The sequence below is a fragment of the Thermodesulfovibrio aggregans genome (genome assembly GCF_001514535.1).
In the GTDB taxonomy this organism is placed as follows: domain Bacteria; phylum Nitrospirota; class Thermodesulfovibrionia; order Thermodesulfovibrionales; family Thermodesulfovibrionaceae; genus Thermodesulfovibrio; species Thermodesulfovibrio aggregans.
Genome location: NZ_BCNO01000001.1, coordinates 1,105,651 through 1,126,902 on the forward strand (window position 1 = coordinate 1,105,651; position 21,252 = coordinate 1,126,902).

General features: G+C 35.4%; 20 protein-coding genes and 1 tRNA gene. 8 read left to right on the forward strand and 13 right to left on the reverse strand.

Features of this window, described 5'->3' with window-relative positions:
- The first annotated feature begins 39 nt into the window (after positions 1-39).
- The 4 genes from TAGGR_RS05615 to TAGGR_RS05630 are packed head-to-tail and all read left to right on the forward strand — an operon-like array spanning position 40 to position 3,639.
- Positions 40-1,242 (forward strand): 2,3-bisphosphoglycerate-independent phosphoglycerate mutase, encoded by a 1,203-nt coding sequence (locus TAGGR_RS05615; RefSeq protein WP_059176345.1) that lies wholly within the window; start codon positions 40-42, stop codon positions 1,240-1,242.
- Positions 1,239-2,588 (forward strand): TatD family hydrolase, encoded by a 1,350-nt coding sequence (locus TAGGR_RS05620; RefSeq protein ID WP_059176346.1) that lies wholly within the window; start codon positions 1,239-1,241, stop codon positions 2,586-2,588. Before TAGGR_RS05615 ends, TAGGR_RS05620 begins: the two co-directional genes overlap by 4 nt.
- A gap of 2 nt (positions 2,589-2,590) precedes the next feature.
- Positions 2,591-2,911 carry a hypothetical protein gene (locus TAGGR_RS05625; RefSeq protein WP_059176347.1) on the forward strand — a complete coding sequence of 107 codons (321 nt, stop codon included), beginning with the start codon at positions 2,591-2,593 and terminating at the stop codon, positions 2,909-2,911.
- Positions 2,899-3,639, forward strand: coding sequence for a prepilin peptidase (locus TAGGR_RS05630; RefSeq protein WP_059176348.1), 741 nt, complete (start codon positions 2,899-2,901; stop codon positions 3,637-3,639). Before TAGGR_RS05625 ends, TAGGR_RS05630 begins: the two co-directional genes overlap by 13 nt.
- Before the next feature lie 2 nt (positions 3,640-3,641).
- Here TAGGR_RS05630 and glgP read toward each other — a convergent pair whose 3' ends face one another.
- Both glgP and TAGGR_RS05640 read right to left on the reverse strand, forming a co-directional pair.
- Positions 3,642-5,336, reverse strand: coding sequence for an alpha-glucan family phosphorylase (gene glgP, locus TAGGR_RS05635; protein ID WP_059176349.1), 1,695 nt, complete (start codon positions 5,334-5,336; stop codon positions 3,642-3,644).
- Positions 5,327-6,133 carry a 1,4-dihydroxy-6-naphtoate synthase gene (locus TAGGR_RS05640; RefSeq protein WP_059176350.1) on the reverse strand — a complete coding sequence of 269 codons (807 nt, stop codon included), beginning with the start codon at positions 6,131-6,133 and terminating at the stop codon, positions 5,327-5,329. Before TAGGR_RS05640 ends, glgP begins: the two co-directional genes overlap by 10 nt.
- Before the next feature lie 81 nt (positions 6,134-6,214).
- Between TAGGR_RS05640 and rpsT the strand changes: the two genes are divergently transcribed.
- From rpsT to moaC, 4 genes are all read left to right on the forward strand, one after another.
- Positions 6,215-6,523, forward strand: a complete 309-nt coding sequence (rpsT, locus tag TAGGR_RS05645; RefSeq protein WP_059176351.1) for a 30S ribosomal protein S20 — start codon at positions 6,215-6,217, stop codon at positions 6,521-6,523.
- A gap of 109 nt (positions 6,524-6,632) precedes the next feature.
- Complete coding sequence (locus TAGGR_RS05650) at positions 6,633-8,159, forward strand: DHA2 family efflux MFS transporter permease subunit (RefSeq protein WP_059176352.1); 1,527 nt, start codon at positions 6,633-6,635, stop codon at positions 8,157-8,159.
- Positions 8,146-8,877 carry an SDR family oxidoreductase gene (locus TAGGR_RS05655; protein ID WP_059176353.1) on the forward strand — a complete coding sequence of 244 codons (732 nt, stop codon included), beginning with the start codon at positions 8,146-8,148 and terminating at the stop codon, positions 8,875-8,877. The genes TAGGR_RS05650 and TAGGR_RS05655 overlap by 14 nt, the downstream gene beginning before the upstream one ends.
- Positions 8,874-9,347, forward strand: a complete 474-nt coding sequence (moaC, locus tag TAGGR_RS05660) for a cyclic pyranopterin monophosphate synthase MoaC (RefSeq protein WP_059176354.1) — start codon at positions 8,874-8,876, stop codon at positions 9,345-9,347. Before TAGGR_RS05655 ends, moaC begins: the two co-directional genes overlap by 4 nt.
- Here moaC and TAGGR_RS05665 read toward each other — a convergent pair.
- The 11 genes from TAGGR_RS05665 to pyrR all read right to left on the reverse strand — a co-directional run bounded on the left by TAGGR_RS05665 (position 9,344) and on the right by pyrR (position 21,107).
- Complete coding sequence (locus TAGGR_RS05665) at positions 9,344-9,853, reverse strand: hypothetical protein (RefSeq protein WP_059176355.1); 510 nt, start codon at positions 9,851-9,853, stop codon at positions 9,344-9,346. The genes moaC and TAGGR_RS05665 overlap by 4 nt on opposite strands.
- Positions 9,854-9,885: 32 nt before the next feature.
- Positions 9,886-9,966: transfer RNA gene (locus tag TAGGR_RS05670), tRNA-Leu, on the reverse strand.
- Positions 9,967-9,988: 22 nt separating this feature from the next.
- Positions 9,989-11,254, reverse strand: coding sequence for a phosphoribosylamine--glycine ligase (gene purD / locus TAGGR_RS05675; RefSeq protein WP_059176356.1), 1,266 nt, complete (start codon positions 11,252-11,254; stop codon positions 9,989-9,991).
- Entirely contained in the window at positions 11,251-12,141 is an 891-nt protein-coding gene (locus TAGGR_RS05680; protein ID WP_059176357.1) for a protoglobin domain-containing protein, read from the reverse strand. Before TAGGR_RS05680 ends, purD begins: the two co-directional genes overlap by 4 nt.
- 1 nt (position 12,142) lies before the next feature.
- Positions 12,143-13,675, reverse strand: coding sequence for a bifunctional phosphoribosylaminoimidazolecarboxamide formyltransferase/IMP cyclohydrolase (gene purH, locus TAGGR_RS05685; protein ID WP_059176358.1), 1,533 nt, complete (start codon positions 13,673-13,675; stop codon positions 12,143-12,145).
- A gap of 71 nt (positions 13,676-13,746) precedes the next feature.
- A complete protein-coding gene (gene carB, locus TAGGR_RS05690; RefSeq protein ID WP_059176359.1) occupies positions 13,747-16,998 on the reverse strand; it encodes a carbamoyl-phosphate synthase large subunit in 3,252 nt (1,083 codons plus the stop codon).
- A gap of 1 nt (position 16,999) precedes the next feature.
- Positions 17,000-17,239 carry a hypothetical protein gene (locus tag TAGGR_RS05695; RefSeq protein ID WP_059176360.1) on the reverse strand — a complete coding sequence of 80 codons (240 nt, stop codon included), beginning with the start codon at positions 17,237-17,239 and terminating at the stop codon, positions 17,000-17,002.
- A gap of 12 nt (positions 17,240-17,251) precedes the next feature.
- Positions 17,252-18,343 (reverse strand): glutamine-hydrolyzing carbamoyl-phosphate synthase small subunit, encoded by a 1,092-nt coding sequence (gene carA / locus TAGGR_RS05700; RefSeq protein WP_059176361.1) that lies wholly within the window; start codon positions 18,341-18,343, stop codon positions 17,252-17,254.
- Positions 18,340-19,668: a dihydroorotase gene (locus TAGGR_RS05705; protein ID WP_059176362.1), complete on the reverse strand. Its 1,329-nt coding sequence runs from the start codon at positions 19,666-19,668 to the stop codon at positions 18,340-18,342. The genes carA and TAGGR_RS05705 overlap by 4 nt, the downstream gene beginning before the upstream one ends.
- Positions 19,669-20,577: an aspartate carbamoyltransferase catalytic subunit gene (locus TAGGR_RS05710; protein ID WP_059176363.1), complete on the reverse strand. Its 909-nt coding sequence runs from the start codon at positions 20,575-20,577 to the stop codon at positions 19,669-19,671. It abuts the gene before it with no gap.
- Positions 20,574-21,107, reverse strand: a complete 534-nt coding sequence (gene pyrR / locus TAGGR_RS05715) for a bifunctional pyr operon transcriptional regulator/uracil phosphoribosyltransferase PyrR (RefSeq protein WP_059176364.1) — start codon at positions 21,105-21,107, stop codon at positions 20,574-20,576. The genes TAGGR_RS05710 and pyrR overlap by 4 nt, the downstream gene beginning before the upstream one ends.
- Positions 21,108-21,252: the final 145 nt, after the last annotated feature.

Genomic DNA, 21,252 nt, shown 5'->3' on the forward strand with positions numbered 1-21,252 from the left:
TTTTGTTATATTTAATTATCTCATTTTGTGAGGTGAGTTATGGATATATCATCATTGATTCAGAAAAATGATAGGAAGATAATTTTTATAATTCTTGATGGAATAGGTGGACTTCCTGTAAATGGAAAAACAGAGCTTGAGGCAGCAAACAAACCAAACCTTGACGCCCTTGCAAGAGTTTCTGCCTGTGGTATGCATATTCCTGTGGCTTATGGAATAACACCTGGAAGTGGTCCTGGCCATTTTGGAGTTTTTGGATACGATCCTCTAAAGTATGAAATCGGAAGAGGTGTTCTTGAAGCACTGGGACTTGGTATAGAACTTCAAAAAACAGATGTTGCATTAAGATGTAATTATGCTACGCTAAAAGATGATATAATTGTTGACAGAAGAGCAGGAAGAATACCAACAGAGAAAAATATAGAGCTTACAGCAAAATTATCAGAGCAGATTAAAGAAATTGATGATGTTAAAATTATTTTAAAACCGGGAAAGGAACACAGATTTTGCCTTGTAATGCGTTTTCCTAAAAACATTACTGAAAAACAGGCAATGGTTACAGATACAGATCCGCAAAAGGAAGGAAAACCTCCGGCACAACCAATTCCTTTGAACGAGGAATCAAGAGAAGTTTCAGAGATAGCAAAAAAATTCATTGAAAGAGCAAGAGAAATTCTTAAGAATGAAGAAAAGGCAAACTATGTTTTATTAAGAGGTTTTTCTGCTCTTCCCCATATTCCTTCCTTTGAAGAAAAATACAGACTCAAAGCTTGTTCCATAGCAGTATATCCCATGTATCGTGGAATTACAAGACTTCTTGGAATGGAGACTTTGTCAGTAGAAGGTGATATAAAGGAAGAAGTGGAAACTCTGAAAAAAGTTTATAAAGACTATGATTTTGTTTTTGTTCACATTAAAAAGATTGATTCTTTTGGTGAAGATGGAAACTTTGAAGGTAAGGTAAAGAAAATTGAAGAATTTGACAACTACTTGCCTGAGATTGTCTCATTGAATCCTGATACACTGGTTATTACAGGGGATCACAGCACTCCAAGTTTACTTAAAGCTCATAGCTGGCATCCTGTGCCTCTGCTGATTAACTCGCCCTATGTACTTGGTGGATTGGTTAATGGATTTACAGAAAGAGAATGCTTTAAAGGAGAACTTGGAATAATTCCAGCTACAGCAATTATGCCTTTGGTTCTTGCCAATACTTTGAGGTTGAGGAAGTTTGGAGCATGATTGACAGCCACTGCCATCTTGAGATGTTTAAAGAGGAACTTTCCGATGTAGTAAGGCGTGCCTATGATTCAGGAGTTAGCACTATTGTCACAGTTGCTTCAGATGTTGAAAGTCTTGATGAAGTAGTAAAAATTGCAGAACAATATCCGATGGTTTATGCAACAGTGGGAATTCATCCTCATGATGCAAAGGATTTTAACGATAAAGTTTTGAAAAAAATATTTGAACTTAGTAGACACCCGAAGGTCATTGCAATAGGAGAAATAGGACTTGATTATCACTATGACAATTCTCCAAGAGAAGCTCAAAAATCCGCTTTTGTCCGTCAGCTTGAACTTGCACGGGATTTAGGATTACCTGTAGTAGTCCATTCAAGAGAAGCCTTTGATGATACAATAAAGATTTTGAAAGAATCAGGTGTCAGTCGAGGAGTTTTGCATTGTTTTAGTGGAAATCTGTCGCAAGCAAAAAAAGCTATTGAACTTGGATTTTTAATATCAATCTCTGGAGTTGTTACTTTTAAAAATGCAAAGAAAATTAAAGAAGTTGCTCAGTTTGTGCCTGATGATTATCTATTAATTGAGACAGATGCACCATATCTTGCTCCTGAGCCAATGAGAGGAAAAGGAAATGAACCTGCTTTTTTAATTTACACAGCCAGAGAATTGGCAGAATTAAGAGGAGTAACAGTTGAAGATATTGACAGAATAACTACTGTAAACACTTACAAACTTTTTCAAATTGGAAACCTTCCCAAAGGTGAGATTGCTTACAAAATAAGAGATACTCTTTATTTAAATGTAACAAATAGATGCACAAATGTGTGCAGATTCTGTGTGAGATTTCACACTGACTATGTAAAAGGACACAATTTAAGACTAGAGAGAGAGCCTTCATCAGCAGAACTCATAGAGGCAATAGGAGATCCTAAGAATTACAAGGAAATTGTCTTTTGCGGCTATGGTGAGCCATTTTTAAGGCTTGATTTAATTAAAGAGGTTGCAAAATGGATAAAAGAGCATGGCGGCAGAGTGAGAATAAATACAAACGGACAGGGAAATTTAATTCATGATCGAAAGATTTTGCCAGAACTTGCAGGTCTTATTGATTCTATTTCAATAAGTTTAAATGCACAGGATAAAGAAACTTACAACAGAATATGTAATCCCGCAAATCCCGATGCCTATGAAGCTGTGATTGAATTTATAAAAGATGCCAAAGAATTTGTCCCTAAGGTGCAGGTGACTGTTGTAGATGTTAGAGAGGTTGATTTAAAAAAATGTGAAGAACTTGCAAACTCTTTGGGTGTTAGTTTTAAAATACGGCATCTTGATCAGGTTGGATAGAAATGCTTGAGACAATTAAGCGAGATTTCTTACAGGGGCTTAAAACATTTAAGTTCTGGGCTCAGGTTCTCTCTGAAAGAGTGAAGATTGAAATCAATGTTTTAAAACTTATTAGTGAAATGAATAAACTTAATACAAAAAGAGATGCCTTTCTCAAATCAATTGGTAAAGAAATATATGATGCATGGGCAACTGATTTAAATATTAAAGAAAGTGAAAAAATATCAAGCTTAGTAAGACAAGTAAAAGAAGTAGAAACTCAGATAGAGGAGATAAAGAAAAGATTAAGTGATCTTGAGGACCTCAGTAAGTGGAAGTTCTGATATTTATTTTAGGGCTTGTAATTGGTTCTTTTTTAAATGTATGCATTTACAGAATACCAAGAAAGCTATCAATAATCAAACCTTCATCATTCTGTCCTTCCTGTGGTAATTCAATTAAATGGTGGCATAATATACCAGTTTTAAGTTTTGTCATACTTAAAGGTAAATGTGCTTATTGTGGAGCAAAAATTTCTTTGAGATATCCAGTTGTTGAGATATTAAATGGTATTTTCTATGTTTTAGCATATTTAAATTTTGGTTTGACAATTTCTTTACCATTTGTTTTAATTTTTATCTCAGCTTTGATAGTTATTTCATTTATTGACTTTGATTTTCAGATTATTCCTGATGAGATTTCAATTCCCTTGATTTTTTTAGGTATTATTTTATCCCTTCTGCCTCATAATTCAATAAACTTAGCTTATGATATTAAAGATTCCTTGATTGGCATAGTTATTGGTGGAGGGAGTCTTTTAATCGTTTCATTGATAACCAGAGGAGGGATGGGCGGAGGAGACATAAAGCTCAATGCAGCAGTAGGAGCATTTCTTGGATGGAAGGCAGCATTGCTTACAATTTTTATTGGGAGTTTAGCTGGCTCAATTGTTGGTATTGTAATCTTAAAAAAGACAGGAAATAGAAAGATTCCATTTGGACCATTTCTTTCTCTTGGTGCCTGTGTCTGTTTGTTTTTCGGCGAAAGCTTGCTTAATTGGTATTTTGGATAGGACTATCTTATATAAGCTTCAGTTACATAAAATCTGACCATTCTATGGGTATTGAAATAATAGGCATTTAAAGCAATTGCATTTTTCATTATTTTTACCCAGATATGGCGATTTTCATAGAATAGAGGTAATATTTCACTGGAAAGTTTATAGTACAAATCCTCGGCATCTCTTTTTGAATCTGAACTTTCTTCCAGAGTTCCAATTGCCCAGCCAGTATAACCTTCAATCCATCCTTCAATCCACCATCCGTCAAGAACACTTAAATTGGGAACACCATTGTGTGCTGCCTTCATTCCAGATGTACCAGAAGCTTCATGGGGTTTTTGAGGGTTATTAAGCCATATATCAACCCCTGCAACAAGTTTCATTGCCATTGCCATGTCATAGTTTGGTAAATAAACAACTTTAACCCTGTCTTTTAACCTTTCTTTTACTTCAAAAATTTTTTGAATCAGTTTTTTTCCACCTTCATCTTTTGGATGAGCTTTACCGGCGTATATAATCTGAATTCTTCCTTCTCCAATCATTGCAAGTCTTTCAGGATCAGACATTAGAAGGTCTGCTCTCTTATAAGGAGTTGCTCTTCTTGCAAATCCTATTGTAAAGGTATCATAGTTTAAATTTGCACTGGTGAGTCTGTTTACATAATCAATTAAATGTTTTTTTGCCTGCATATGGGCATCCCAGAGTTCTTCCTCAGGAATTTTCCATGCTCTTACAAATATTTCAGGTTCATTTGCCCATCCCGGAAGATGTTTATTATAAAGTTGTTTGAAAGGCTCTGATACCCATGTGTAGGAGTGTACTCCATTTGTTATGGCATGTATTTCATATCCAGGGAACATCTTTTCCGAGACCTCTTCATGTTTTTTTGATACACCATTGATGTATTCACTTAGATTAAATCCCAACAGAGTCATGTTCAACATTCCATCTCCTGCAAGCTTTTTCAGTAGCCATAAAGGAACCACTTCACCCATTATTTTTTCAACAACTTCGTAGGGAAATCTGTCATGTCCTGCAGCAACTGGAGTGTGTGTAGTAAAAACGCATAACTCTTTAACTTTTTCTATATCCCATACAAGTTCATCAGACCATACTTCTTCAATAGGTCTTTTAAATCTCTGAAGAAGTTCCAGAGTTAGAAAACTTGAATGTCCTTCATTCATGTGATATTTTTTTATTTCAAAACCAAGTTCATTAAGAATTCTTACTCCTCCTATTCCAAGAACAATTTCCTGTTTAAGACGATACTCTAAATCTCCTCCATAAAGATAGTGGGTGAGAGTTCTATAATTTGGTTCATTTTCCGGAATATCTGTGTCAAGAAATAATACAGGCACCCTTCCGCCAGTTCCGCTTTCTATGACATAGAGCCATGCAGTTACATAAACTGGTTTATTTTCTATAGTAACTGTAACCATTACATCAAGTCTGGTTAGATATTTTTCAATATCCCATGGGTCAGGATGCTCAATTTGTCTGCCAAAGGGATCAAGTTCCTGCCTGAAATATCCCATTTTATGAATTAATGTAACTCCTACCATTGGAATTCTCAGATCAGCAGCTGATTTCAAAGTATCACCTGCTAAAATGCCAAGTCCTCCACTGTATGTATGCATCTCTGGTATTATTCCTATTTCCATTGAAAAATAGGCAATTCTTGGCTCTTTAATAAATTCATCTATGACCATATTCCATGCTCCTGTATCTTCTTGATTAATTCATTTATTGCTTGTATGCCTTTTTGTCCCATATCAAAAGTAAAGTCATTAACATAGCATTGAATATGTAATTTTATAACATCTTCACTAATTTCTTGGGAGTATTTTTTAGTAAAATCCATAGCTTCATCAAAATGAGAGTAGGCATAGTTGAGACTTTCCTTTATAATTTTTTCAACAGTTTCTTTTATATTCAATGACTTTCTGGACACGATGCAGCCAAGAGGAATTGGTAAAAGAGTTTCCTCCATCCAGAACTCACCAAGATCAGCTACCAGTTTAAGCCCTTTCAAGGAATAGATAAATCTTCCTTCATGAATAACAACTCCAAGATCTGCCTCCCCTTTAGCAACTTTATCAATAATCTCATAAAAAGGCATAAATTTCAGTTCGTATTTTTTTTGAGAAAAGTTTTTTTGCCAATAAAGCCACATAAGCAAAGAAGCAGTTGTGAGTCTACCAGGCAGGGCAACTTTAACAGTTGAAATATTTTTAATTTTTTCTAAATCTTTTGCAATCACAACAGGACCAAATTCAGATAGAGCTCCACCTGAGGATAGAAGTTCATAATCTTTTTGAAGATAATAAATGGCATGGGATGAAATTTTTGAAATATCAAGCTCTTTTTTAAGACATAAAGAATTTAAAGATTCTACATCTTCAATTACAAAATCAAAGTTTAGTCCATAGGTGTTTACTTTTTTTTCAATTATCCCAAAAAATATGAATGTATCATTTGGACAAGGCGATATCCCAAACTTTAACATGAAAATAATTTTAACAGATGTTGAAACATTTATGGAAACTGTGCTAATTTAAAAAATTAATACTCATTTAAGGAGGGCAAATTGGCAACTAAGAGATCAACAGTTAAAAAGAGAAGTAAATCGGTACTGAAGAGAATAAGACAGAACAAAAAAAGAAGATTGAGAAATCAGGCATGGAAGACCAGAATTAAAACCTCAATTAAGAAGGTTGAAGAAGCAATTGCCCAAAATAATCAAGAAATAATTCAATCGGTATTAAAAGAAGCAATAAAAATAATTAGTAGAGCAGCTTCAAAAGGTATCATTCATAAAAATACAGCATCAAGAAAAATTTCAAGATTAATGAAAAAGGTAAATGCTGCTCTGGTAACTTCAGTTTCTGCAAATTAATTGAATCTATTTATTTTGTAATTAAAGAGTTCAGGTAGTACCTGAACTCTTTTTATTTTTCCCTGATAAAGTTATTGCTAACTTACATTTATTTTTTTATAATATTTAAATGAAAAGGTTCTGGATAGTTCTCACAGTGATGCTTCCTACCTTTATAGAGATTCTTGATACAACCATAAATAATGTTGCACTGAGACACATTCAGGGAAGTCTTTCAGCAGGAGTTGATGAGTCAACATGGATTATTACATCTTATCTTGTTTCCAATGCAGTTGTAATTCCAATGGCTGGATGGTTAAGTAGAGTTTTTGGAAGGAAGAACTATTTGATTTTTTCCATATCTCTCTTTACAATTTCTTCATTTTTATGTGGAATCTCCTGGAGTCTTTCATCTCTTATATTTTTCAGAATTCTTCAGGGCATTGGCGGAGGGGGTCTTCAACCTTTAAGTCAGAGCATACTTCTTGAAGTTTTTCCAAAAGAAAAATACGGCACAGCAATGGCAATTTACGGAATGGGAATAATTATGGCACCAATACTTGGTCCAATTGTTGGAGGCTGGATAGCTGATAACTTTTCATGGCGATGGATTTATTATATAAACATTCCTGTCGGTATCATCTCTATTTTAATGACCTATCTGGTTATAGAGGATCCACCTTATCTTAAAAGAGAAAAACTAAAAGTTGACTACCCCGGTATAATCCTTCTAGCTCTGGGGATTGGATGCCTTCAGGTTGTTCTTGACAAAGGTGAAAGGGAAGACTGGTTTGAATCAAATTTTATTGTTACTCTGTCAATCATAAGTGTTGTTAGCCTTGGGTTGCTTTTGTGGTGGGAACTAAAAAGAGCAGAACATCCGATTGTTAATTTCAGACTTTTTAAAGATAAAAACTTCTTTTTTGGAAATCTTGTAATGTTTTTTACCTTTGTAAACCTCTTTGGCAGTATTATTCTTTTGCCCATTTATGTTCAAAATTTAATGGGATATACGGCATTTTTAGCAGGACTGGTTCTTGGACCTGCTGGACTAATTCAATTTATAGCTTTTCCAATAAGCGGTAAGATATCTGACCGAATAAATCCGAAGATACCACTTGCCTTTGGTATTATAATGTGTGCCTATTCAACTCATCTTATGAGTTTATTTAATCTTCAGGCAGGATTCTGGGATTTTGTATATCCAAGAGCTGTTCTGGCTCTTGGTATGGCTTTTGTTATAACTCCACTTGCGGCATTGACAGTAGCATACATTCCAAAAGAAAAAATGCAGGATGCAACACCACTGAGTGCTGTTATACGAAACATTGGAGGATCTGTTGGAACTGCAATAGTTACAACAATTGTATCTCAAAGAGCCCAGTTTCATCAGTTTAGACTCATTGAGAATCTTACTCCCTATGATATTCCCTATCAAATTGCCATTGAAAAACTGAATGAATATTTGCAAACAAGAGCATTTCTTCCACCTGAGGGAGCAATTTATAGGGAACTTATAAGACAGGCACAGGCAATAGCTTTTAATGAAGCATTCTGGATACTAAGTGTTGGAATGATCTCAATGATTGCAACTGTTTTCTTTTTCCGTAAACCTATTTATAAAAAGAAAGGAGGGGCTCAAGATGCAGTCCATTAAAGGAAAAATTGCAGTTATAACAGGGGCATCAAAAGGAATAGGATTGGCAACTGCTGAAAAATTTGCCACTCAGGGAGCTAATCTTGTTTTAGTAGCAAGGTCTCATGAATTGTTAAACAATGTTACGCAAAAGTTGAAAAAATATGGAGTAGATGTAATAAGTGTACCTGCAGACCTTACAAAGGCTGAAGAAGTAGAAAAAGTATTTGAAAAGGTAAAGTCTTATTTTCAGCGAGTTGATATTTTAGTAAACAATGCTGGAAGAGGAATTTTTAACTACATTGAACATGGCTCACCGAAGGAATGGAAAGAAGTGATTGATCTGAATCTTACAGGTCTTATTCATTGCACTCACATGGCTGTAAAAATGATGATTCCTCAGAGGAGCGGTCATATTGTAAATATTTCTTCAGTTGCTGGAAGAGTGGGAATTCCAGGATGGTCTGTATACTGTGCTACAAAATGGGCAGTTGTTGGTTTTTCTGAATCAATTCGCAAGGAGTTGATAAAATACAACATCCGTGTTACAGTAATAGAGCCGGGTGTTGTGACAACCGAATGGGGTGAAAATATGCCAGAGGAATGGATAAGAAGCAGAGCTTCAATGAGAGCTCTTAAGGCAGTTGATGTGGCAGAAGCAATATACTATGTGGTAACTCAGCCTGAATATGTCTCGGTAAACGAACTTTTAATCAGACCAACAGAGCAGGAAAGATGAAGTTTACACATTTTGATGAAAAAGGAAGAGCAAGGATGGTTGATGTTACAGGCAAAGCTGTAACTGAGAGGATTGCCATTACTGAAGGCATTGTTAAAATGAAGCCTGAGACACTAAAAATGATTTTGAATAAAGAGATTGCAAAGGGTGATGTTTTTCAGGTTGCCCGTCTTGCTGGAATTATGGCTGCAAAGATGACTCCACATCTTATCCCTCTCTGTCATCCTCTTCCAATTACATCTGTTGAGATTGATTTTGAAGCAGATGAAGAGAAATCACAGGTTAAAATAAAAACAACTGTTAAAACAACAGCTCAAACAGGAGTTGAAATGGAAGCAATGGTTGCAACCTCTTTAGCAGCTTTAACAATTTATGACATGTGTAAAGCGGTTGACAAAGAAATGGAAATTGATGAGATAAAGCTTATTTACAAAGCCGGAGGGAAAAGTGGAGAATTTAAAAGAACTTAATTATCTCTGACTGAATCGCCTCCAGAATTAAGCTGTCTTTCCACTCGTGGGTTTAGTCTGATAAAAATCAATATAGAGTTACCTTCTTTTTTGTAAACTGTTTCAACGGGCTCTAATACTCCAAATATCCATAAAAAATAAATTGGCTTTAGCTCGTAACCTATTATATTCCCATTATCATAAATGGCCGAACATTTTATTGTGCTAACAGAAGAACTTTTCAAAATCTCATTGGCAATTTTTAAAGCCTCTTTTTCGTCTAGGTTTTCAATTGCTCTGTATTTAAAATCTGGAGCATATGGAGCTATTTTAATATTGTCATCAACTCTGTCAAGAATTATAAATGTTTCAGGATCATTTATGAAGGAGTTTGAATAAATAATTAAATTGAATTTGCCTTTGATATCACTGTCACTACATTGCTTAACCAATACTTCTGCTTTTAAATTTAATGGCAAAGTAATTAATACTAAAATCATTAATAGTTTTATCAGTCTTACAAACATAGCATATTTCTCCAATAGCCTTAAAGATTAAATGCGAGAGGAGGGATTTGAACCCTCACGGGTTTCCCCACTGGATTCTAAGTCCAGCGCGTCTGCCATTCCGCCACTCTCGCATACTTTTATTTTAAACATTCTTTAAATATTCAATCCAATGTCTTTTCTGTACTGCATACCTTCAAAGTTGATAAGCCCTACTGCAGAGTATGCTTTCTGTCTTGCTTCCTGTAAATCATTGCCGAGTGCTGTTACTCCCAGAACTCTTCCACCATTTGTAACGATAATGCCCTCTTCGTTAAACTTGGTTCCTGCATGAAAAACTATAACATCCTTAAGATCTTTGATCATATCAAGCCCTTTAATTGGTATTCCCTTTTTATACTTTCCCGGATATCCCTCTGATGCAAGAACAACACACAAGGAGGCTTTATTACTCCATTTTACATCTACTTTATTTAATTTCTGTTCTGCTATTGCCATAAAGATATCAACTAAGTCGGTTTCAAGTCTTGGCAGAATAACCTGAGTTTCAGGATCACCGAATCGGCAGTTAAATTCAAGTACATAGGGTTTGCCATTGACAATCATAAGTCCAGCATAAAGAATACCTCTGTAAGGTATCCCTTCCTGCTTGAGTCCCTTTACTGTGGGTTTTATTATAGTTTCAAGTATTTCTCTTTCAAGCTCTGGAGTAATTATCGGATTGGGACTGAATGTTCCCATACCTCCTGTATTTGGACCTTCATCATTGTCAAGAAGTCTTTTATGATCCTTTGAGGTAACCATAGGAATAATAGTTTTTCCATCTGTAAAAACAAGATATGAAACTTCTTTGCCTTGAAGGCACTCTTCAATGACAACCTTTTCTCCAGCTGCACCGAAGATTTTTTCTTTCATAATAAGTTTTAAAGCATTAACTGCTTCATCATAGTTTTGACAAACAAAAACCCCTTTACCTGCAGCAAGTCCGTCTGCTTTAATAACAATTGGTGTGCCTTTCATTCTGATGTATTCTTCTGCATGGGTATATGAAGTAAAAATCTTGTATTCTGCTGTGGGGATTTTATGTCTTTTCATGAATTCTTTTGCAAATACTTTGCTACTCTCAATTTGAGCAGCAGCCTTTGTAGGACCTATTATTTTTCTTTTTTCTTTCTCAAAAGCATCAACAATTCCTTTTGCAAGGGGGTCTTCAGGTCCTACTACTGTAAGATCAATCCATTCATATTTAACAAAGTCAATTAAATCAGAAAAGTCCTTGTTTTCTATCTCAACACACTCAGCAATTTGTGCTATACCTGCATTACCAGGAGTACAATAAATTTTATCAACCACTCTCGATTGAGCAAGTTTCCATACAATGGCATGTTCTCTTCCTCCTGAACCTATCACGAGAACTTTCATCTTCTTTCCTCCTCTGTCTTTTTAACTAACCAATAGACTATACCCATTATAAGTATAGCTGCTATAAGGGAGGCTATAAACTCAATTGTTTCGTGCTTTAGTGTTGCAATCATTGTCTCTCTTATTACAGTAACAAGAGCAACTCCAACAAAAACACTTATTCTGAACTTTCCTCCCTTGAGATGTGTAATTTCAGTATTTAGAAGCTCAAGCATAACCCATAGAATAAGAACTGAACCAAGAGCTGTTACAATTTTTTGCTCAAGTTTGCCTGATAATATTTCATATATATCTTTACCGCAAAGATATATTACTGCAAAAGTAAGAATGCTTAATCCAAGTATAAGCATGAGACTCACAAGTTGAGAGAATATCTCGCCATATCGGACAAGTTGATTTTTTATCCGGTAAGCTGGTGAATAACCTTTTATTTCTTCTTCAAGATAGGCAGAAGAGATAATATCAAGATTTATGTCAAGTATTTTATTAATTGAAATCACATATTTCTCCCTGTCATGTTCCATCTCTTCGCAAAGTATATCAATACAGGCATTTCTTATAATGTTTATTGCTCTTGTCATAAAATGAGGTTCAACACCAACTTTTTCATGTTTCTGCCCAATTCTTATGAGGGCATCATAAAAATAGTTATCATATTTACCAGAAAAAAGACTGATAAACCATGTTCTTACAAGCCTCATTACATGTTTTATCAATGACTCATTTTTAAAAATTCTTCTTGCTGAATCTGTTTGAATTATCCATTGATAAAGAGCTCCTACAACTTTTTCTGCTCTTTTTTCCATTAGAGGCTTGAGCTCTGAAAGTCTCAATTCATCATCTTTTGTAAAATAGTAATTTGCTTTTATTTCTTTAAAAGGTCTCATTTTAGTGTCTGAAATGCCTTATTCCTGTAAATACCATAGCTATATTATATTGATCTGCCGCATCTATTACTTCCTGGTCTCTTACAGAACCACCTGGCTGGATTATGGCAGTTACACCATTTTGAGCGAGAACATCAATGTTGTCCCTGAAGGGGAAGAAACCATCGGATGCTACTACAGTTCCTTTTAGTGAGCTCAGTGCATGCATTGCACCTATTTTTGCTGAAAATACTCTGCTCGTCTGTCCAATTCCAAGTCCCACAGTTCTGTCTTCTCTTGCATAAACAATAGCATTTGATTTTACATGTTTGCAGACTTTCCATGCAAATTTCAAAGCTTTCCATTCACTGTCGGTTGGCTGTCTTTTTGTTGCTACTTTTACCTGCCAAAATTCATCATCAACTTTATCCCACTGTTGTACTATAAATCCTCCAAGAATTCTTTTCAGGTCAAAGCCTGATGGTGTAATTTCGCCTGATAGACAAGGAAATCTAATTATTCTTAGATTTTTCTTTGTTTCGAAAATATCAAGTGCTTCTTTATCAAATTCTGGTGCTACAATTACTTCATAGAAAGTGTTTATAATCTCTGAGGCTGTTTGTTTATCAACAGTTCTGTTTAATGCAATTATTCCGCCAAAGGCACTTACAGGATCACACTCAAATGCTTTTTTATAGGCATCAATAAGATTTTCAGCTATAGCAACTCCGCAGGGATTATTATGTTTTACAATTACACATACAGGCTCTGTAAATTCTGCTGCCAGAAGAACTGCAGAGTGCGTGTCAAGATAGTTGTTAAATGACATCTCTTTACCCTGAAGAACTTCTGCATCTATCAGTGAAGGGGTTTCATTCAAGGCATAAAGTGCTGCTTTCTGGTGTGGATTTTCTCCATATCTGAGTTTTTTTATCATTTTGAGGGGTAATGTCCAGTCCTGTCTGAATTCGGAAGTGCTGATTTTGTCAAAATATTCGGCTATCAAAGCATCATATCGTGCCGTATGAGAAAACACCTTTTTTGCAAGTTCAATTCTTTTATCCATTGAAACATCACCTTTTTTTAGCTCTTCTAATATGGCAGAGTAGTCGTCAGGATCAACAATAACCACAACATCTTTATAATTTTTTGCAGCAGCTCTTAAAAGTGTTGGACCTCCTATATCAATGTTTTCAATAGCTTCTTCAAGGGTTACTCCTTCTTTTTTTACAGTTGCTTCAAAAGGATAGAGATTCACAACTACCATATCAATTGGTTTTATCCCAAGTTGTTTCATCCTTTCAATATCTTCTGGATTATCCCTTCTTGCGAGTATTCCTCCATGAATAAGTGGATGAAGAGTTTTTACCCTTCCGTCCATTATTTCAGGAAAACCTGTATACTGTGAAACATCTATCACATTTATTCCTGCTTCTTTCAAAGTTTTTGCAGTTCCACCTGTGGAAATAATTTCTACTCCCAAGCGATTAAGCTCTTTTGCAAACTCTACCAGCCCTCGCTTATCAGAAACACTTATTAATGCTCTTTTTATCACCTCTACACCTCCTCTGCCCTTATGGGTGATTCAAATACCTTTCGGGCGATTTAAAGTTAAAAATTCAAGGTTCAAATGCACTCATGATACTCCTGTATTGATTTTACTTTAATTTTACTTTCTTTAAGCCTTTTTATTGTTTTAACAATCGCACTCGCACCTGAGATGGTAGTTGTGTATGGAATTTTGTAGTTTAATGCTCCTCTTCTTATGTACATTGAGTCCTTCTGGGCTTTTTTACCAAACACAGTGTTTATTATAAAACTAATTTGCCTGTTTTTGATTAAATCCAGAACATTTGGTCTTCCTTCCTGAAGTTTATTTACAACTTCCGCATTCAGTCCATTTTCTATCAAATATTTTGCAGTGCCTCTGGTTGCTATTATGGTAAAACCCTGTTCAACAAATTCTTTTGCTATTGGTAAAACATGAGGTTTATCTTTGTCTTTCACGCTTATAAACACTTTTCCGCTTAATGGAATCTTACCCATTGCACTCATCTGGGCTTTAGCATAAGCAAGTCCAAAATCTTCATCAATTCCCATAACTTCTCCTGTTGATTTCATCTCAGGTCCAAGAATTACATCTACCTCAGGAAACTTATCAAATGGGAATATGGCTTCTTTTACTGTAACATAGGGAATTTTAATCTCTTTAGTTAACCCGAGTTCTTTTAAGGTTTTTCCTACCATAATTTTTGCTGCCATTGCTGCAAGAGGCACACCTATACTTTTACTTACATATGGAATTGTTCTTGATGCACGAGGATTTACTTCTAAAACATAGATTTCTCCATCTTTAATTGCATACTGAACATTCATGAGTCCCCTTACTTCAAGTTCCCTTGCTATTGCCACTGTTTCATCTTTAATTTTATGAATTATCTCTTCGGAAAGATTATAAGGAGGAAGACTGCAGGCAGAATCACCTGAATGGATCCCTGCTTCTTCAATATGTTGCATTATTCCTGCAACAACCACATCAACACCATCAGATATAGCATCCACATCTACCTCTATAGCATCTTCAAGATATCTGTCAATGAGTACAGGATGGTCTTCAGAGGCTTTTACCGCTTCTTTCATGTATCTACGTAACGAGTCTTCATCGTAAACAATCTCCATTGCTCTTCCACCAAGCACATAGGATGGTCTTACAAGAATTGGATATCCGAGTTCTTCAGCTATTTTTAGAGCTTTTTCAAGAGAAGTGGCTGTTCCACTTGGAGGCTGCTTTAGATTGAGTTTGTCCACCAATTCCTTAAATCTTTTTCTGTCTTCAGCTCTGTCAATGGCATCAGCCTTTGTACCGAGAATGTTTACTCCATATTTCTCAAGTGCTTTTGCCAGTTTTAAAGGTGTCTGCCCACCAAATTGAAGAATTACACCAAGAGGCTTTTCTCTTTCAACAATATGTAAAACATCCTCAAGTGTAAGAGGTTCAAAATATAGTCTATCTGAGGTATCATAATCGGTGCTCACTGTTTCAGGATTACAGTTTACCATTATTGTTTCATATCCAAGCTCTCTCAGTCCAAAGACTGCATGAACACAGCAGTAATCAAACTCAATACCTTGCCCAATTCTGTTTGGTCCTGAACCAAGAATTATCACTTTTTTGGGATTTTCTGTGGGAGGTGCATCGGCATCATATATTGGTTGATTTTCCAGAGTCTGGGTTTCAGCCTTAATGCAATAAAATTCTCTCTCATAACATGAATACATATAAGGTGTATAGGCAATGAATTCAGCTGCACAGGTATCAACAAGTTTATAGACAGGTTTTATTTTTAAGTCATTTCTCAATTGTCTTATTTCTTCTTCATTTTTCCCTGTAAGCATCGCTATTCTTCTGTCAGAGAGACCGTTTTGTTTGGCTTCAAAGACAAGGTCACGACTTAGTTTTTCAGTTTTTAGCCTATTTTCAATTTCTATGATTTCCTTTATATTATTTAAAAACCAAGGATCAATTCCGCTTAATTCGTATATTTCCTCTACACTGAAACCTTTTCTTATTGCCTCTGCAATATACCAAAGACGTTCTGCTGTAGGATTTTTAAGCCTCCAGACTATTTCATCAGAAGTTGTTTCTATCTCTTCAAATCCGTATGAGCCGATCTCCAGGGAACGGATTGCCTTTCCAATTGCTTCTTTAAAGGTTCTTCCTATTGCCATTACCTCTCCAACTGATTTCATCTGAGTTGTAAGAACTGGATTTGCCTCTGGAAACTTCTCAAAGGTAAATCTCGGAATTTTAACAACAACATAGTCAAGAACAGGTTCAAAGCTTGCAGGTGTTACCCTTGTTATGTCATTTGGAATCTCATCCAGCGTATATCCCACAGCCAGGCGAGCAGCTATTTTTGCTATTGGGAATCCTGTAGCCTTGCTGGCTAAAGCAGAACTTCGGGACACTCTTGGATTCATTTCTATAATGCACATTCTTCCATTTTTTGGATTTACTGCAAACTGAATATTGCTTCCACCTGTATCAACACCTATCTCTCTTATTGCCTTGATGGCACTATCACGCATCAATTGATATTCTTTATCTGTAAGGGTTTGTGCTGGTGCAACAGTGATAGAGTCTCCTGTATGAACACCCATCGGATCAAAGTTTTCAATAGAACATATGATTACAACATTGTCTGCTTTATCACGCATAACTTCAAGTTCAAACTCTTTCCATCCAAGAAGGCTCTCTTCAATTAGCACCTGACTTATAGGACTGAGTTTAAGCCCTCTTTCAAGAAGTTCCTTAAACTCTTCAATATTGTAAGCTATTCCTCCTCCTGTTCCACCAAGAGTAAAAGCAGGTCTTAGAATTGCAGGAAATCCAATCCATTCTATTACTTCAAGCCCTTCCTTTAAACTGTGAACAGTAGCTGAACGGGGTACATCAAGCCCTATCTTTGTCATTGCCTGTTTGAAAAGCTCTCTGTCTTCTGCTTTTTTTATAGCATTTAAGTTTGCACCAATTAGTTCGACCGAGTATTTCTCAAGAACTCCTGCTTCACCGAGCTCTACAGCAAGATTTAGAGCAGTCTGTCCACCAAGTGTTGGAAGCAAAGCATCAGGTCTTTCTTTTTTTATGATTAGTTCAAGAATTTCAGCAGTAAGAGGTTCAATATAGGTGCTGTCAGCCATTGAAGGATCTGTCATAATTGTAGCTGGATTTGAGTTTACAAGTACAACTTCATATCCTTCCTGCTTTAAAGCTTTACATGCCTGAGCTCCTGAATAGTCAAACTCACAGGCTTGACCAATAATTATGGGTCCTGAGCCTATAATAAGTATTTTTTTAATGTCTGTTCTTTTTGGCATATTACTTTAGTAGTTCCTCCAATCCTTTAAGTCTTTCCTTTTCCCTTTTAAGGGCAAGTGTTTTTTCATAAAGTTTTTTAATTTTTTTATCTTTAAGCATTTCCTCTTTGATATCTGATGCTTTTATACCAAGTTTATCTTCAAGTTTTTTTATCTGTTTCTCATAAGATTTTATATAATCTTTGCATATATTGATTTCTCGCATTGTAGAAATCCATACTTCATCGTAGGTTAAACTCATACCTGCTCCTCTTTAGATTTTCTCGTATTCTTTTACTATTTCTCTAAATCTTTCAAATACATCAATAGCATCATTAGGTCCTGGTCCTGCTTCTGGATGATGCTGTACCGAAAATACTGGATACTCAACATGTTCCATTCCTTCTTCTGTTCCATCATAGAGATTTTTATGGGTGAGGCTTACCTGACCCTTAAGACTTGAAATATCAACACAGTAGTTATGATTTTGAGCTGTAATTGAGATCCTGCCAGTTTTTAAGTCTTTTACCGGATGGTTTCCTCCGTGATGTCCAAATTTTAACTTATATATTCTTCCTCCCAATGCAAGTCCAATTATTTGATGTCCAAGACATATACCAAAAAGAGGTTTTTTACCTATGATTTTTTTTATGTTTTCAACTGCATATGTAAGAATTCGAGGATCTCCAGGACCATTGCTTAACATTACACAAGAAGGATTCATCTCAAGAACATGCTCAGCTGCAGTTTTACCAGAGACAACATAAACTGAAAAGCCGACTCTTTTAAGATTTTTCAGAATATTAAGTTTAACTCCATAATCATAAACTATGCATAGAGGAAGGGCTTCATCTTTATGAAACCAATAAGGTTCCTTACACATCATTGTACTCACATGGTCAATCTCTGATATGTCTGGATGGGCAAGTACTTTTTTATGCAAACTTACAGGATCAAGGTCTACCGTGGATATAATTCCCATCTGTGCACCTTTGTCTCGTAAATGTTTGGTTAGAGCTCTGGTATCAATTCCGTGGATGCCTACAATCCCATGTTTTTTAAGATAATTTCCAAGACTTTCCTTTGAACGCCAGTTGCTTGGATAGTCCTTGTACTCTCTTACTACAAAGCCCTCTACTTTGGGTCCTCCAAATGATTCAACATCTTCTTCATTTACTCCGTAATTGCCTATCTGTGTATAGGTCATAACAACAATTTGACCTTTATATGAAGGATCAGTAATTATTTCCTGATAACCTGTAATGGATGTATTAAAAACTACTTCTCCAATAGATTCTCCCTCCGCTCCAAAGGCATAGCCTTCAAACACTGTTCCGTCTTTTAAAACAAGCATTGCTTTTTTCATTTATCCTCCTTCAACATATTAAAAACTTTTTTACCTTTTATAGTGAGTAAAACTTTTCCCTTAAGTTTCCATCCATCAAAGGGAGTATTTTTACCGAGTGAGGCAAAATCTTCTTTTTTGACAATCCATTCTTTATTTATATCAACCAGTATTAAATCTGCCTCTTGGCCTTCTTTTATACCTGATTTTTCAAGTTTCAATATTTTTGCAGGATTTACAGTAAATTTTTCAATAAGTTTATTTAGGCTTAAAACTTCATCATGAACCAATCTAAGACTCAGTGCCAATGCTGTTTCAAGTCCTGATATTCCATTTGCTGCCTGCTCAAAGGGAGTATTTTTATCATCAAGACTATGGGGTGCATGGTCTGTAGCTATTACATCAATTATTCCACTTCTCAGAGCTTCTTTTATTGCTTCTTTATCCTCTTCAGTACGCAAAGGGGGATTTACTTTTGCACTTGTATTATAGTCTTTTAAAGCCTCCTCGGTAAGAGTAAAGTAATGAGGACATGTTTCTGCTGTTACTTTTATCCCTTCTTCTTTAGCTCTTTTTATTAGTTCAACTGAGCCTTTTGTAGAAACATGGGCAATGTGTAAAGTTCCTTTTGAATATTTACTTAGAATTATATCTCTTGCAACCATTACTTCTTCTGCTGCCTTAGAAATTCCCTTTAGTCCCATATAAAATGAAAGTTTTCCTTCATTCATTGCTCCATTTTCACTTAAAGTGAAATCCTCACAATGAGATATAATTGGTGCATCAATCGCTTTTGAATATTGCAGGGCTCTTCTCATAATAAGAGAGTTCATCACAGGCATTCCATCATCTGAAAAACCAACACAACCAGCTTGTTTTAGCATTATCATTTCTGATAGTTCTTCACCTTTTAATCCCTTTGTGATAGCTCCTATTGGATATACATCACAACTGCCTTCTTCTTTAGCCTTTGCAAGAATGTAATAGGTGACTTCAGGATTGTCATTGACAGGATTTGTATTTGCCATGCAGCATACTGATGTAAAACCTCCTCTTACAGCAGCAAGAGTTCCTGTTCTGATAGTTTCTTTGTATTCATATCCGGGTTCTCTCAAATGGGTATGCATATCAATGAGTCCAGGGAAAACATATAAACCCTCTCCATTTATTTCTATAAAATCAGGTTGAACTACAATAATTTGAGAGTTGGAGGCGACTAAATCGTTTATGTCTGAAGATTTAAAATTTAATTTAGCAATAATTCCATCTTCAATTACTATATCAACAACTCCTTCTTTATTTGTAAAGGGGTCAATTAGGTTGACATTGTAAATTTTGATAATCAACTATACCTCCCTTTGAGTCAAAAGATAGATCACAGCCATTCTTGTTGCTATCCCATTTGTTACCTGCCTTAGAATTACCGAGCGGGGACTGTCTGCTACCTCTGTTGAAATTTCAACTCCTCTGTTCATCGGACCTGGATGCATAATTATTGCATCATCTTTAATATATGAAAATGCTTCTTTTTTTAATCCCCATACATGAAAATACTCTTTTAAAGATGGGATAAACGCAGCATTCTGTCTTTCAAGCTGAATTCTTAGAAGCATGATAATATCAGCATCTTTTATGCCACTTTTAAGATCATAAAAGAGTTTCACGTTATCAGGTGGTTGTTCAGGAAGAAGAGTAGGAGGACCTACAAATCTTATCTCTGTGTCAAATTTGCTTAAGAGATATAGATTAGAACGGGCAACTCTGCTGTGAATTATATCTCCCACAATGGCAATTTTAAGTCCATCAAGTCTTCCCTTTACTTCAAGAATACTAAAAGCATCAAGCAATGCCTGAGTTGGATGCTCATTTGTTCCATCTCCTGCATTTACAACAGAGGCTGGAGTATGAGATGCTACAAACTTTGCTGCTCCTGAGCACGAATGTCTGATAACAATATAGTCAACATTATATGCTTCTATAGTTTTCAAAGTATCGTAAAGGGTTTCACCTTTTACAACACTGCTTGTACTTACTGAAAAATTAAGCACATCAAGACTTAGACGTTTTTCAGCAAGTTCAAAAGATGTTCTGGTTCTTGTAGAGGGTTCAAAAAAAAGATTTATTGCTGTTTTACCTCTAAGGGTAGGAACTTTTTTGATGTCTCTCTGAAGAACTTCTTTAAAAGCTTTAGCAGTATTGAGGATTTCCTCAATATCCTGCCTTGAAAGCTCTTTTATTCCTACAAGATCTTTCATTGTTTAATTAATAATACAGAATCTTTACCTGTAGTTTCTTTAAAATTCACCTTTATTTTTTCCTCTCTTGAAGTTGGGATATATTTTCCAGTATAGTTAGCCATGATTGGCAATTCTCTATGTCCTCTATCTATCAATACGGCAAGTTGAATCTGTGCAGGTCTTCCAAAATCCATTAAAGCATCCATCGCAGCTCTTGTTGATCTTCCTGTAAAAAGTACATCGTCAACAAGAATAACTGTTCTGTTGTCTATACTGAAAGGAATATTAGTAGGTTTTATTGTTTTTCGTTTTTTTGAAATATTTATATCATCTCTGTAAAATGATATGTCAAGGACTCCCAGTGGCACATCAATCCCTTCTGTTTCTTTTATTTTATTTTTTATTCTTTCAGCCAGATAAACTCCACCAGTAACAATGCCTATTAAGCAGATGTTCTGGGCACCTTTATTCTTTTCAAGTATTTCATGCGTTATCCTGGTGAGAATTCTCTCTATTTCCTGTTCATTAAGAAGTTCTTTTTCCATGATATCTATAACTCTGATATTTTTTGCTATCTGTCTGACACAGACCTCAAACTAAATCAATAAATTATACAAGATTTTTAAAAATTTTTCTATCAAGATTCTCATACTTCGCAAAACTATTGTTAACTTGACAATATCGCAATGAAAT